A 14,560-nucleotide genomic window follows, 5' to 3' on the forward strand; every position below is an offset into this window, starting at 1 on the left:
TATCGTATAGTTCATTGGCTCCGGGAACGGGGTCGGGTAGTAGGTTGCTTCCTCCAAACGATGGTTTTTAACTAAATCTTTGCATTTATATAGAATGTTCACTATCTTTGTTCCTAAGGTCTGATCATGTTACCTACCCATACAAGGCCCTACATAGCGCCGCACATAGAGATCAGCTAATCTGGGTAGGAGGAAGGTCCTGACGGCAGTGACTGAAGTCATAGTCTAGGACTGAAACGTGAGCCTTGGCAGGATATACACCCTCTCAGCAAAATAATCCCAACACCCCTATGTACTAACCCAGGGGATGGTATCCTACTAAGACATGGACCGTAGATGGAGGCAGACAGCTCCATCCCCACACTATTTTGTTTCACTCAAACACCATTAAGTTCAATGAAAAAGAGATTACTCTTCTTCGTGCTCCTCTTTGTATCCATCGGAGTGACATGGGCGCAAAAGAAACAAACGGTCGTCACGGGTATTGTCATCGCCTCGGACGACAAGGAGCCTATCGTCGCAGCTGCCGTGTCGTGTGTTGAGTTCCCTTCGCATGGTACGCTGACAGATGCCCAGGGGAAGTTCTCCCTAACGCTCCCAGCCGAGGCCAAGACCCTGAAGGTCTCCTACATGGGCTTCACGACGCAGACCGTCCCTATCACGGGCAAGGAGCTACAGATCCTCCTACAAGCACAGGAGCGGACGCTCGACAAGGTCGTCGTCGTGGCCTACGGTACCCAGAGCAAGAACTCCTTCACGGGGTCAGCTGCTCGTATTGATGTAGCTGCTCTGACCAAGAAGACGAGCGCCAATATCACCTCTGCCCTCGAGGGTGCCTCCCCTGGGGTGCAGGTCTTCACCACGAGTGGACAGCCTGGTGCGAGTGCGACCGTACAGATCCGTGGGATCGGGTCGGTGAACTCCAATACCTCCCCACTCTATGTCATCGATGGGATCCCCTACAACTCGCTCCTCAGTAGCTTCAATATGGCGGACGTCGAGACCCTCTCTGTCCTCAAGGATGCCTCCGCCACAGCCCTCTATGGAGCTCGTGCCGCTAATGGAGTCGTCCTCATCACGACCAAGCAGGGGCGTGCAGGACGGGTCTCCTTCGACGCTGAGATCAAGCATGGGCTCAACGTCCGGTATCTCCCCCAGTACGACGTCATCTCGACTCCAGAGGAGTACATGGAGGTAGCCTACGAGGCGATGAAGAATGCCTATGAAAAGTTTGGACTCAAGCAGCAGCTAGATAATCTCTATGCAAAGCCCAATCTTAGGTTCAAGCCCAATAGGACCATCGCCGACAAGCCTACCACCCCCGGAGACCTCCTCTTCTTCCCAGGGATACTAGTGGATGATGCCGATCGCCAGGGGATCATCTCCCGCTACAACCTCTGGGATGCGGCCTCTTCACAGCTGATAGATCCCTCGACAGGACGCTTCAATCGCCTAGTGAAGCGCCGCTACAGCCCCGAGTCGTGGCGTGACCATATCTTCCGTACAGGGCATATCACGGAGACCAATATCCGTGCCTCGGGAGGATCAGAGCGGGTGAACTTCTCCTCCTCGCTCGGCTATCAGGATAATATAGGGTACTACATCGGCTCAGAATTCAACCGACTCAACCTCAGGAACAACGTCACGGCTCGTATCTCCGATGCCTTCAAGGTAAGCCTCGGGCTCTCCTATGCCCGCTCGCTCTCCAAGAGTCCTGGGCAAGGAGGGAGTGCGAATAACGGCTTCCGCTTCCTCAACGAGATCCCTCCCATCTACCCCGTCTATGAGCGCAACACCAAGACGTGGCAAATAGAGATGGATAAGAAGATCCCTGGAGGACTGAGCTACGACTACGGGCAGTACTCTGATGAGAGCCGTGCCTACGCCGGAGGGGTCAATCCCGCTGGGGCGGTACGCCTAGACCGCAATGAGGATCAGCGAGACCTAGCGACGAGCAACCTCAATATCGAGTATCGCTTCCTCAAGGACTTCAAGCTAGCCGTGAACTACGGCCTACAGTTCTCCGCCACCAAGAATGAGCAGCTACAGAACCCCTACTATGGTGATGGTGCCAATATCGGGCGTATATACAATACGAACACCAATAGCTTCAGCTGGACGCTCAATGAGATACTCTCTTGGAACCATACTTTCGACAAGCATACCTTCGATGCCTTTGTGGCTCATGAGGCTTCACGGGATGTGCAGGACACCCACTACTCTGCCAAGGAGAAGGTCGTCCTCGGGGGGATCACCAAGCTCAACGATGGGATCATCCGTAGTGACATCTCGGGCTACGACCTGAGCTATGCTATCGAGAGCTACTTCGGTCAGCTCCGCTATGAGTATGACAAGAGATACCACCTCACGCTCTCGGTACGCCGTGATGGCTCCTCGCGCTTTGCCCCGGAGCATCGCTGGGGTACCTTCGGCTCGGTCGGTGCTGCTTGGATCCTAAGCCAGGAGAAGTTCCTCTCCTCGGTCAAGTGGATCAATAACCTCAAGGTCAAGGCCAGCTATGGGGTTCTCGGGAACCAGGAGCTGGATCTCGGCTACTCAGCCGGCACTCCAGACTACTACCTCTACCAGGACTTCTATGAGGTCGATAACCTCAATGGCAAGCCCTCCTTCTCCTTCTACTCCAAGGGGAATAGGAACCTCACCTGGGAGCGTTCGGGTACGTTCAACGTCGGGGTAGAGTCTCGTCTCTTCGATGTCCTCGACCTCAATGTCGATTACTTCGTCAAGCGTACAGACAACATGCTCTTCAAGAAGCAGGTCGCTCCCTCTCTCGGCTATGCCTACTATCCTGTCAGCGAAGGTATCCTACAGAACCAAGGGCTCGAGCTCGAGCTCAACTGGGATGCCTACAAGAGTAAGGACTTCGCCGTCAGCGTCCGTGCCAATGGGGGGTACTACAAGAACAAGATCGTACGTATGGCCTCTGACCCCTTCGGTGCTCCCAAGCACTACGAGATCCAGGGTGCCTTTGCCTACAAGAAGGGTCACTCCGTACAGGACTACTATATCCCCACCTGGAAGGGGGTTAGCGATAAGGGTCTCCCCCTCTGGAAGGCCTACACCTACAAGGATGCCAATAATCAGGATGTCTACGTCTCCGACTACGAGAAGTACATTAGCTCAGGCGGGGATGCCTCCAAGCTCACGGAGACGACAACCTCAGTCTACAACGATGCCGTCAAGGAGTTCGTCGGCAAGAGTGCTATCCCAGACTTCGTCGGGGGCTTTGGCTTCGATGTCCGCCTCTATGGCTTCACGCTCTCTACGAGCTTCAGCTACGGCCTAGGTGGCTGGGGGTATGATAGTGTCTATGCTAGCCTCATGAGCAGTGGTTCGCCTATCGGTGAGCGTAACTATCACAAGGATATCCGCAGCTACTGGAGGCAGGGACAGCCCACGGGCCTACCCATCCTGTCGCATGACACCGAGGAGCTGATCTATGCTAACTCCACCTCCACGCGCTTCCTCACGAGTCGCTCGTATCTCTCCCTCTCCAACGCTCGTCTCAGCTACGACATCCCCAAGTCCCTCCTCCAGCGTCTCAGCATCAATGATGCCTCAGTCTACGTCAGTGGGGACAATCTCTTCCTCATCTCTGCTCGTCGGGGCTATGCCTCTATGTCTAGCCAGAGTGGAGGATCGGGGGTTAGTCGCTACCTCCCCGTCTCGACCTTCGTAGCAGGGGTCAAGCTCAGCTTCTAGTAATGTCTCACTCCTATACACCATATATATCATGCGTACAAGTATCCGAAAGAGCCTTTGCCTGGCTCTGACACTCGTCGCCCTCACTAGTTGCGGCAAGGGATTTCTCGATGAGCAGCCCTCTCAGCTCCCATCAGGTGATCAGCTCAAGGAGGCCGGTAAGAAGAGTGAGGACATCTCTCTAGGCTTCGTCAATGGTGTCGTCTCCTCCTTCTTCAAGGCACTACAGTCCACCGGTGGCAGTCATGATGACTTCGCTCAGAAGGCCTTCGACATCTCTGCTGACCTCATGTCGGGAGATATGGAGATGCGCCAGTCGAACTATAAGTGGTTCCAGCTCCCAGCCCGACTGACCTCCTGGCAGAAGGACGAGATCAACAACTACTCCGTCTGGCGTATCAGCTACCGGACGATCTCACTAGCCAATGGCTTCTTCGTCACCGCCGGAGGGGATGAGACCGTACCTGGCAACAGCGTTGCTCCCGAGACTCGCTTCAATTGGGGGCAGGTCAAGGCTCTACGTGCCCTGGCCTACCTCAATCTCGCTCGCTTCTATGGCGGCCCCTACAGCGATGCGACTAAAAGCAAGCCGACTGTACCCGTCTACAAGGCAGCTGATGACGCCAGCAAGCCCAAGGGGCAGTCTACCCTAGAGCAGGTCTATGAGCAGATCGTACAAGATCTCAAGCAGGCCATCGAGGCTATCGAGGGCTCAGGCAAGAGCCGTCCCGACAGACAATACGTGGATGAGACTGTCGCCCGTGTCGCACTAGCCCGTGCCTATATGGATCTCGGTAAGTGGGACGAGGCCTACGATGTAGCTAACAAGGTGATCACCGATCAGGCGACGACCTACCCCCTCATCCCAGCGAAGGAGCTCCTGACCAATGGCTTCAACGACTACCAGACGCCAGAGTTCATCTGGGCGATCGATATCACTAAGGATAATACAGGGGCTCTACTCTCCTTCTGGGGGCATGTGGATGTCTTCACCTACGGATACGCCTTCGTCGGGGCTCGTAAGGCCATCAATAAAAATATCTCCGATCAGATACCCGCTACAGACCTTCGCGGGGACTGGTTCCACCCGACGATGGGAGTACCCTGGTGTAAGTTCTTCTCTGCTTCGGGTAAGGCAGCCTGGGAAGCCTCAGGGCGGCAGCGATATGGAGTAGACCGCACATGGCTCAGTGATATCGTCTTCATGCGTATGTCCGAGGTCTACCTGATCGCCTCTGAAGCAGCTGCACGCAAGGGGGATGATGCTACGTCCAAGACGCTCCTGCTCACCCTGCTGAAGCAGCGTACCCGAGATGGCAAGTACACCGAGGTAGAGACTGCCACCAATGCGCTTAGCCACGATGATCTCCTCAAGACTCTCCTCTACAACTGGCGTGTAGAGATGTGGGGCGAGGGGCAGTCGCTGGCCGTGATGAGACGCTTCAAGAACAATGTCGAGCGCTCTGTACGCAATGGTTTCCTCTCTGGGACGACAATCAAGTGGGATGACCCACGTCTCGTCTATGAGATCCCCCAGCACGAATCCTCCAACAATCAGCTGATCCGCTAAGAGTAATCTCCTATCTTCCATCCATAGCCCGGCCTTTCCCCCGGACTATCTGTACCGAGGTAGCCCTCCTCTCCACGTCCGTGGGGAAGGGGGGCTACCTCCATATAATGATGTATACATATATATAAGGTATGCACACGTCCTATCTAGGCATGTGTTCATCCCGCTCGTATGATGTGCGTCTCAGCCTCCCCTCGATTGCCTCGTCTCCTAGCTCCACAGAGGCCTCGTAGAGGGTATCTTGTCCAACCTATGGAGTATACATAATCACCCCCAGAGGGCTCTAGGTAAGAACGTCCCCGTCACCTTACATAGGTGATGGGGACGCTCCTTATAGGAGCGCACAGGCGCTCTCGGTATGTCCGTCTGGACGACCCTAGAGTGTCCGACACAGAGCCTATTAGCTGGTCTGAGTGAAGTCTCTGCCACCCTCTCCGTCGGATGGGGTAGGGGAGCGAGGTGTGAGGGAGCACGATCGCCCCCTACGTGTAGGTGCCTAGGGGCTGGTCGTGGGCTTAAGTATTCTGGTCAAAAAACTTATCTTTGCACTATCATTCAGTAACTACGTACACGCTATGAGATTTATAGTAACAAGTAACGACCTCCTACAGCAGCTATTGACCGTAGCGAAGGCTATCTCCTCCAAGAGCGTAGCAGCTATCCCCGTCCTAGAGAATATCCTCTTTGAGCTGAAGGGCAATACCCTACAGCTGACGGCCTCCGACCAGAGCAATCGACTGACCTCCCTGCTAGAGGTACAGAACCAGGGCGCCGATGGTACCTTCGCCGTTCGTAGCAATATCATCATAGACGCGCTCAAGGAGCTCCCCGACCAGCCCATCGAGGTGGAGGTCGAGGAGGAGGCTCACAAGGCGACTGTGACCTATAGCAACGGGATCTATACCTTCCTCACCTCCCCAGCAGACGTCTATCCAGAGCCTACTAAGCTGGAGGGACAGGTGCGTACCGTGGAGCTCCCCGCTCAGGCACTACTGCGTGGACTAGAGCGGACGGCCTTCGCCGCTAGTGATGATGATCGTCGCCCGATCATGACAGGTGTCTATCTGGATATCTTCACCGACAAGCTCGTCTTCGTGGCTTCCGATGGACGTATCCTCGTACGCTACACCGATACCAATATCAAGAATGATGCTCCAGCAGCGATCTGTCTGCCTGCTCGGGTGTGCGCTCTGCTGACCCGTGGCTTGCTCGCTCGGGAGACAGCTCCCATACGTGTGAGCTTCGACGATCGGAACGTGATCTTCCAGATGACGTCGGGGACGCTTACCGCTCGTCTACTCGAGGGGAAGTATCCCAACTACAATTCGGTCATCCCCATCGAATCTCTCCACAACATCACGGTGGACAAGGATCTCCTCTTCTTCGCTAGCAAGCGTGTGTCACTCTTCTCCAATAAGGCTAGTAGCCTCGTGATCTTCGAGTTCTCTGAGGGGAATATCCATATCACGGGGCAGGACCTAGAGCTCTCCATCGCAGCCGAAGAGACCATTCCCTGCTCTGGCCAAGCTCCTGGGACCAAGGTGCGCATAGGCTTTGACTTCAACTATCTACAGCGACTCCTACAGGGTATCCCCTCGGAGCAGATCCTCATCAGTCTGACCGACCAGACACGAGCAGGGGTCATTACCCCGATCCAGAGCGAGGAGGGCATAGAGATCTGCTCGCTCATCATCCCCATGAAGCTCATCGGCGAATAGTCGCCGATGAGCCCTAGCTCCCCATACTCTAATACTCACCCCAATGAAGCTCCAGCTAGAGCGCCCCATCGTCGTCTTTGACCTAGAGACGACCGGGGTGCAGATCACACGTGATCGTATCGTGGAGATCTCCATCCTCAAGGTACACCCTGATGGCGAGGAGGAGACTAAGACCCGCCGTATCAACCCCGGGATACCCATCCCCCCAGAGGCTACTCAGGTACATGGTATCTCGGATGCCGATGTCGCCGACTGCCCAACCTTTGCACAGGTGGCCCGTAGCCTCTATCAGTGGATCGATGGATGTGATGTCGTGGGCTTCAACTCCAACCGCTTCGATGTGCCGATGCTCGTGGAGGAATTCCTACGTGCAGGTATCGCAGTAGACTTTGCCGATCGGTGGTTCGTGGACGTACAGACGATCTTCCACAAGATGGAGCGTCGGACGCTCGAGGCGGCCTATCGCTTCTACTGTGACAAGGTGCTAGACAATGCCCACTCTGCAGAGGCCGATACGCGGGCTACCTATGAGGTACTCCAGGCTCAGCTCGATCGCTACCCCGAGGAGCTCACCAATAGTATCCCTGCTCTGGCGGAGGTCTCTAGCTACGGCCCTAGGGTGGACTTTGCGGGTCTACTAGCCTATAATGATGCAGGGGAGATCGTGGTGAACTTTGGGAAGTATCGGGGACAGCTCCTCACAGAGGTCTTCCGCCGAGACTCCAGCTACTATACTTGGGTGATGGGGGCACAGTTCCCCCTAGAGACAAAGGCTTGGTTTACCCGTGTCTACCAGTCTATGCGTGTGTGAGATGAGCGTACTTAGCGGTAAGCATATCGTCCTCGGCATCACGGGGAGTATCGCAGCCTACAAGGCTGCTGTCCTGACTCGCCTCCTAGTGAAGGCAGGCGCAGAAGTACAGATCGTCATCACCCCAGCAGGCAAGGAGTTCATCACCCCGATAACCCTCTCTGCTCTGAGCTCCCGTCCTGTGATCAGCGAGTTCTTCAGCGGGCGGGATGGCACGTGGAATAGTCACGTGGATCTAGGTCTCTGGGCAGATGTGATGCTCATAGCCCCCGCTACGGCAGCTACGATCGGCAAGCTGGCTCATGGTGTGGCAGATAATATGCTCATCACGACCTACCTATCGATGAAGGCTCCCGTCTTCATCGCTCCAGCTATGGACCTAGATATGTGCGCTCACCCCTCCACGACGGACAATCTGGACCTACTAGCCCTCAGAGGAAACTTCATCATCGAGCCTAAGTCTGGGGAGCTCGCTAGCCACCTCGTCGGCAAGGGACGTATGGAGGAGCCCGAGGCGATCATCGCTGCGCTGGAGGAGTACTTCTCTACGGGGCTAGACTATCAGGGGCGGCGAGTGCTCCTGACAGCAGGTCCTACCCACGAACCTATAGACCCCGTGCGCTTCATCGGGAACCACTCTACAGGGCGTATGGGCATAGCCCTTGCCAATGAGCTCGTTCGCCGAGGGGCCGAGGTGACCCTCATCCTGGGCCCTTCGTCTCTACGGCCGAGAGAGGAGGTGCGGGTAATCCCTGTGACGACAGCCGAGGAGATGCTTCGCGAGGCAGAGGAGGTCGTCGGGGAGGTAGACCTAGCTATCTTCGCCGCAGCAGTGGCTGACTATAGACCACGCTATACCCATGCAGAGAAGCTCAAGCGCGAGGGGCAGGAGGAGCTCGAGCTCGAGCTCGTCCGCAATCCTGATATAGCTGCTACGCTCGGGGCATGGAAGCGCCCCGACCAATATTTCGTAGGCTTTGCCCTAGAGAGTAGTGTGGGAGTAGAGGAGGCTAAGCGTAAGATGCAGCAGAAGAACTTCGATGCGATCGTCCTCAATAGCCTGCAGGATGCAGGGGCGGGCTTTGCCTGCGAGACGAACAAGGTCACGCTATTCGACCGAGAGGGTGGGATAGAGGCCTACGAGCTGAAGAGCAAGGAGGCTGTCGCTCGTGACATCGTGGACTTCGTAGCCCGTCGCCTCGGACTCTAGCCCCCTGCACGTCCATCTATATATTCTATTCATCTGATCATGTATGCTGCAGCGACTAAGCATTAAGAACTTCGTCCTGATCGAAGAGCTGACGATCGAGTTCGGCCCAGACTTCTCTGTCATCACGGGGGAGACAGGGGCCGGTAAGAGTATTATCCTCGGTGCCATAGGCCTACTCATGGGACAGCGAGCTGACAGCAGTACGCTCCTAGCGGGTGCAGACCGCTGTACTATCGAGGCTCAGTTCACGGGACTCGACGATGCGGTAGGGCGGATGCTCGAGGAGGAGGATATCGACCATGATGATACCGAATGTATCATCCGAAGGGAGATCAATGCCAAGGGGAAGAGCCGTGCCTTCGTCAATGATACCCCAGCCTCCCTACAGCTACTGAAGCGGCTCAGTGAGTATCTGATCGACATCCATTCACAGCACCAGAACCTCCTACTGGGCGATGCTCAGTTCCAACTCTCTGTCCTAGACCTCTATGGGGGGCACACCGAGCTCCTCAGCGCCTATCAGGACTCCTATCGCACCTACCGTACTCTATCGGGACAGCTCCAGGAGGCTCGGCTCGCACTAGAGGCTCTACGCAAGGAGCAGGACTATCTGCAGTACCAGTATACCCAGCTAGAGGAGGCCGAGCTAGAGGAGGGCGAGCTGGAGGAGCTCACCGAGGAGGAGCGACAGCTCTCTCATGCCCAGGAGATACGGGACGAGCTACAGCAGGCCACTAGTGCCCTCTCCGAGGATGAGCATGGGGCTATCCCAGCAGTGACCTATGCCCTCCGCTCAGTAGAGGCTATACGTAGCTATCATGCTGGGGCAGAGGAATGGTCAGAGCGTCTACATAGTGTGCGGATCGAGTTGCAGGACCTCGTCTCCACTCTGGAGGATGAGGCGGAGGGGGTAACCTTCAGCCCGAAGCGCCTAGCTCGTGTCGGAGAGCGACTAGACCTGCTCCGTGGCCTCCTACACCGTCACAGCCTACGAGAGATCACGGAGCTCATCGCCCTACGTGATCGCTTAGCTCAGGAACTAGAGCGTATCGATAGCTCAGATGAGGAGCTTCATCGGCTGGAGCAGAGCGTAGGGGAGAGCTATCAGGCCCTCCTCGAGCAGGGGCAACGACTGCGGGAGGCACGTCAGAGTGCTGCACACGCCATCGAGGGGGCTCTCATCGCCTCGCTCCATGAGCTCGGGATGCCCCATGTGCGCTTCGTGATACGCATGGAGGAGCATCCTACACCTACAGCCATGGGACTAGATCAGGTTACCTACCTCTTCTCTGCCAACAAGGATACTTCTCCTGAGCCCGTCGCCAACATCGCCTCTGGTGGGGAGATCTCTCGCCTTATGCTTGCCCTCAAGGCTCTGATCGCTGACCGCCGTAGTCTACCTACGATCATCTTCGACGAGATCGATACAGGGGTCTCAGGGGAGACGGCAGAGCGCATAGCTGTGATCCTACGTCGTATGGGGTCGAGCATGCAGGTTATGGCAGTCACACACCTCCCTCAGATCGCTGCTGCGGGGATTGATCACTTCTACATCTACAAGGAGCACGGAGCAGATAGTACCCGTAGCCACCTGCGTCATCTGAGTGAAGAGGAGCGGGTCGAGGAGATCGCCCGTATGCAGAGTGGCTCACAGCTGACCGAGGTCACCCGAGCAGCAGCCCGTGCCCTGCTGGAGACGTTTCACTCCCCTCGGCGTACTACGTCATCTCGCTCATCATCTCATCCTGCCACGAAGTCCTAGGTAGCTCAGACTCCTCATTTCTCCCCCGAGAGGGGATAGGGAGGCTCCTAGCCTATACTCGTCCACCTTCGCTCTTCATCTCGGCTCATCTTGGGCTCCCCCAGAGCCTGAGTCATCAGTCCAGACTATCCCATATCTACTAACTCCCTATATGTACGTAACGCAACGACTCTCTCTTGCCCTCGCCCTTAGCCTTGCTTTGCCCTTCCTAGGTGTCGCCCAGAGTAAGAAGCGACTCATCGATGAGGTCAATCCCTTCATCGGTACGAGCAACTTCGGTACGACTAATCCTGGTGCTCTCGTCCCTAATGGTCTGATGAGCATTACCCCCTTCAACGTCATGGGCTCATCGGAGCTAAATAAGTATGACAAGGATGCCCGCTGGTGGAGTACACCCTACAGTGCCGATAACAAGTTTTTCACGGGCTTCAGTCAGGTCAATCTCAGCGGGGTAGGCTGTCCTGAGCTAGGGAGTATCCTCCTCTCGGCCTCTACGGGAGACCTGGATGTGGACTATACACACTATGGTACGACTCTGAGTGAAGAGAAGGCGCACCCGGGCTACTACACGGCACTCCTGGACAAGTATCAGATCCGAGCCGAGGTGAGTGCGACCCCGAGGACCTCCATCGCAGCCTTTACCTTCATCAAGGGGGGGAAGAGTAATATCCTCATCAACCTCGGTCAGGGTCTGACCAATGAGAGTGGTGCTACCGTGCGCTTCCTCAATGACTCGACCCTCGTGGGCAGTAAGCTCATGGGTACCTTCTGCTACAATCCTCAGGCGGTCTTCAACCAATACTTTGCAATCCGTATCAGCCGGCGTGCCCCCCAGTGTGGCTACTGGAAGAAGCAACCCCCGATGCAGGGCGTAGAGGCGGAGTGGGATCATGACCACGGACGCTACAAGCTGTACCCTACCTACCGCAAGGAGATGAGTGGGAATGACGTCGGGGTATGGTTCACCTTCGATACTCGCCCCGGCGAAGTCCTCTACGTCCAGACGGGAGTATCCTTTGTTAGTGCAGAGAATGCATTGCTGAACCTCGAGACCGAGCAGCGAAGCCTAGACTTTGCCTCGGTAAAGGCCTCTGCCGAGGATGCTTGGGAGCAAGCACTACGTGTCGTAGAGGTCGAGGGAGGGACACAGGAGCAGCGTACGGTCTTCTATACCGCTCTCTATCATCTGCTGATCCACCCCAATATCCTACAGGACGTCAATGGGGAATATCCGATGATGGCTAGCCTACGCACAGGTAAGACCAGCCACGACCGCTATACGGTCTACTCCCTATGGGATACTTACCGCAATGTCCATCCGCTCCTTAGCCTGCTCTATCCACAGAAGCAGCTCGCTATGGTACAGTCCATGCTCGATATGTACCGAGAGGGAGGTTGGCTCCCTAAGTGGGAACTCTATGGGCAGGAGACCCTGACGATGGAGGGGGATCCCTCACTGATCGTCCTTAACGACACGTGGCAGCGTGGCATACGGGACTTCGATGTCAATCTAGCCTATGAGGCGATGCTCAAGGGGGCGACGACGCGAGGAAAGGACAACCTCATGCGCCCCGACAACGATGACTACCTGAGCCGAGGCTATGTACCGCTGAGGGAGAAGTTCGACAACTCTGTCTCCCATGCCCTAGAGTACTACCTAGCGGACTGGAACCTCAGCCAGTTCGCCCGAAGCCTAGGGAAGGGGGATGCGGGGCTCTTCCACAAGCGCTCCCTAGGCTACCGTCATTACTATGACCGGGAGACGGGACTCCTACGTCCTATCCTGCCCGATGGGAAGTTCCTTACCCCCTTCAATCCCACCCTAGGCCGAGACTTCGAGCCCAACCCTGGCTTCCACGAGGGGAACTCTTGGAACTATAGCTTCTTCGTCCCCCACGATATCCTAGGCCTGTGCAAACTAATGGGAGGGGAGCAGCGCTTTGTCAAGAAGCTACAGGGCATCTTCGATGAAGGGAACTACGATCCAGCCAATGAGCCCGATATCGTCTACCCCTACCTCTTCACCTACTTCCCTCGCGAGGCTTGGCGGACACAGCGTCTGACAAAGGAGCTCCTAGCTAAGCACTTCCACAATACTCCCTCGGGGATCCCGGGCAATGATGATACGGGGACGATGAGTGCCTGGGCGATCTATACGATGCTAGGCTTCTACCCAGACTGCCCTGGTAGCACGATGTATTCGCTGACTACCCCTACCTTTCCTCGGGTGACGATCCATTTGGATAAAAAATATTACAAGCAGCCGACACTCGTCATCGAGCGTCGGGCAGAGCAGGGGACAGGAGGAGATTACTTCCAGAGTATAAAGGTGGGTAACAAGCTGTATAAGAGTACTTATCGGATAGATAATTCTGCCCTCGTAGAGGCTGGTACACTGACGTTCCTCACCCAAGAAACTCCCCCTCGAGGTCGCTAGGAAGGTCTAATAGAACGTAAAAATAATAAGTGTAAATGTCTACAATGGTTGTATAATCAAAAAAAGCCGTACATTTGGTGCAGAATAAGGTGAGTAGAGGCCCCTCTACATCTAACACCAATAGTAGTAGGGGTACCCACCTTAGAGGTGAGACTATACAGCTCATTGTCCAACTCTAATAATAATCGTTATGAACAAGACTGAATTCATCGCACGTGTAGCCGAAGAGGCTGGCCTAACGAAGGTCGATGCCCGTAAGGCCGTAGAAGCCTTCGCCGAAGTAGTCGCTGCCGAGCTCAAGAAGGGTGAGAAGATCGCTCTCCTCGGCTTCGGGACATTCTCTGTCGCTGACAAGCCAGCCCGCGAAGGTATCAACCCTGCCACCAAGCAGAAGATCCACATCCCTGCTCGCAAGGCTGTGAAGTTCAAGGCTGGTGCTGCCCTAGATCTCAATGCCGCTGTAGCCAAGAAGGCTCCCGCAAAGAAGGCTAAGAAGTAAGCCTCTCTGCCCCTAGGGGCAGCAAACACAACAACCACACAAAGAGGCTACCCACATCCCCTCCCATAGAGGAGAGTGAGTAGCCTCTGCATTTAGTATCACCCCACACAGGCTTATACCAACAAACATACATGATCCAGCTAAGAGAAGCAGAGGACAGCGGTCGCATGAGCTATATCCTAGATGACTCCAAGCGGGAGATAGGACATCTGACCTTCACGATCGCACCTGGCCAGATCGCTATAGCCGAGCATACGGTCGTCGATCCGTCGTACCAAGGGCTAGGCTTTGCGGGCGACCTTGCTACGGCCTTCTTCAGCTACTGCATCGAGCTAGGACTACGTGTCCGCCCTCTCTGCCCCTATATCGCGACCTATCTCAGGAGACACCCTGAGCTACAAGATATGGTCGTAGAGTGATCACTCCCAGATATTAGATACTAGAGATGCCCCCTCACTCCCCTCTCCGGGAGTGAGGGGGCGTCTCTATTTATAGTCTCGGATGAGTGTGTGCGGGTAGTATACTATCTCCCTAGGATACGGGGCTGGTCACCTTGCCACTATTATGACTGGTCTTCTATGACTGGTCTTCGCAGCAGGGCTGACGCATGAAATCACTATAGTGTGAGGGCAAGGTCGTGGGGGAGCATACGCCAAGATAGAAGTATCCGTGTCCTAGGTGTAGAGATCCCCAGCGTATACCTCCTACCTAGGAGGGATGAGTATACACGCGTGTACACAACTGTATACCCACGTGTACACAACAGTATACACGCGTGTACACAACTGTATACCCACGTGTACACAACAGTATACACGCGTGTACACAAC

9 protein-coding genes are annotated in these 14,560 nt (G+C 55.5%); all 9 read left to right on the forward strand.

The window, feature by feature from the left end:
* Nucleotides 1–396 precede the first annotated feature (396 nt).
* The 9 genes from QZ170_RS02390 to QZ170_RS02430 all read left to right on the forward strand — a co-directional run bounded on the left by QZ170_RS02390 (nt 397) and on the right by QZ170_RS02430 (nt 14,149).
* The gene (locus tag QZ170_RS02390) at nt 397–3,723 is read left to right on the forward strand and encodes a SusC/RagA family TonB-linked outer membrane protein (RefSeq protein ID WP_297176524.1); all 3,327 of its coding nucleotides are present in this window, start codon (nt 397–399) and stop codon (nt 3,721–3,723) included.
* 31 nt (nt 3,724–3,754) lie between these two features.
* Nucleotides 3,755–5,293 (forward strand): RagB/SusD family nutrient uptake outer membrane protein, encoded by a 1,539-nt coding sequence (locus QZ170_RS02395; protein WP_297176527.1) that lies wholly within the window; start codon nt 3,755–3,757, stop codon nt 5,291–5,293.
* Nucleotides 5,294–5,868: 575 nt separating this feature from the next.
* Nucleotides 5,869–7,011 (forward strand): DNA polymerase III subunit beta, encoded by a 1,143-nt coding sequence (gene dnaN / locus QZ170_RS02400; protein ID WP_297176530.1) that lies wholly within the window; start codon nt 5,869–5,871, stop codon nt 7,009–7,011.
* A 43-nt stretch (nt 7,012–7,054) separates the two neighbouring features.
* A complete protein-coding gene (locus QZ170_RS02405; RefSeq protein ID WP_297176533.1) occupies nt 7,055–7,822 on the forward strand; it encodes a 3'-5' exonuclease in 768 nt (255 codons plus the stop codon).
* A gap of 1 nt (nt 7,823) precedes the next feature.
* Nucleotides 7,824–9,032 (forward strand): bifunctional phosphopantothenoylcysteine decarboxylase/phosphopantothenate--cysteine ligase CoaBC, encoded by a 1,209-nt coding sequence (gene coaBC / locus QZ170_RS02410; RefSeq protein WP_297176535.1) that lies wholly within the window; start codon nt 7,824–7,826, stop codon nt 9,030–9,032.
* Between the two features lie 43 nt (nt 9,033–9,075).
* On the forward strand, nt 9,076–10,794 hold the full coding sequence (gene recN / locus QZ170_RS02415; RefSeq protein ID WP_297176537.1) for a DNA repair protein RecN: 1,719 nt from the start codon (nt 9,076–9,078) through the stop codon (nt 10,792–10,794).
* Between the two features lie 151 nt (nt 10,795–10,945).
* Nucleotides 10,946–13,231 (forward strand): GH92 family glycosyl hydrolase, encoded by a 2,286-nt coding sequence (locus tag QZ170_RS02420; RefSeq protein ID WP_297176540.1) that lies wholly within the window; start codon nt 10,946–10,948, stop codon nt 13,229–13,231.
* Between the two features lie 190 nt (nt 13,232–13,421).
* Nucleotides 13,422–13,730: an HU family DNA-binding protein gene (locus QZ170_RS02425; RefSeq protein WP_297176543.1), complete on the forward strand. Its 309-nt coding sequence runs from the start codon at nt 13,422–13,424 to the stop codon at nt 13,728–13,730.
* A gap of 86 nt (nt 13,731–13,816) precedes the next feature.
* Nucleotides 13,817–14,149, forward strand: coding sequence for a GNAT family N-acetyltransferase (locus QZ170_RS02430; protein WP_365299758.1), 333 nt, complete (start codon nt 13,817–13,819; stop codon nt 14,147–14,149).
* Nucleotides 14,150–14,560 lie beyond the last annotated feature (411 nt).

The organism is uncultured Porphyromonas sp., from assembly GCF_905372525.1.
Lineage (GTDB): Bacteria > Bacteroidota > Bacteroidia > Bacteroidales > Porphyromonadaceae > Porphyromonas.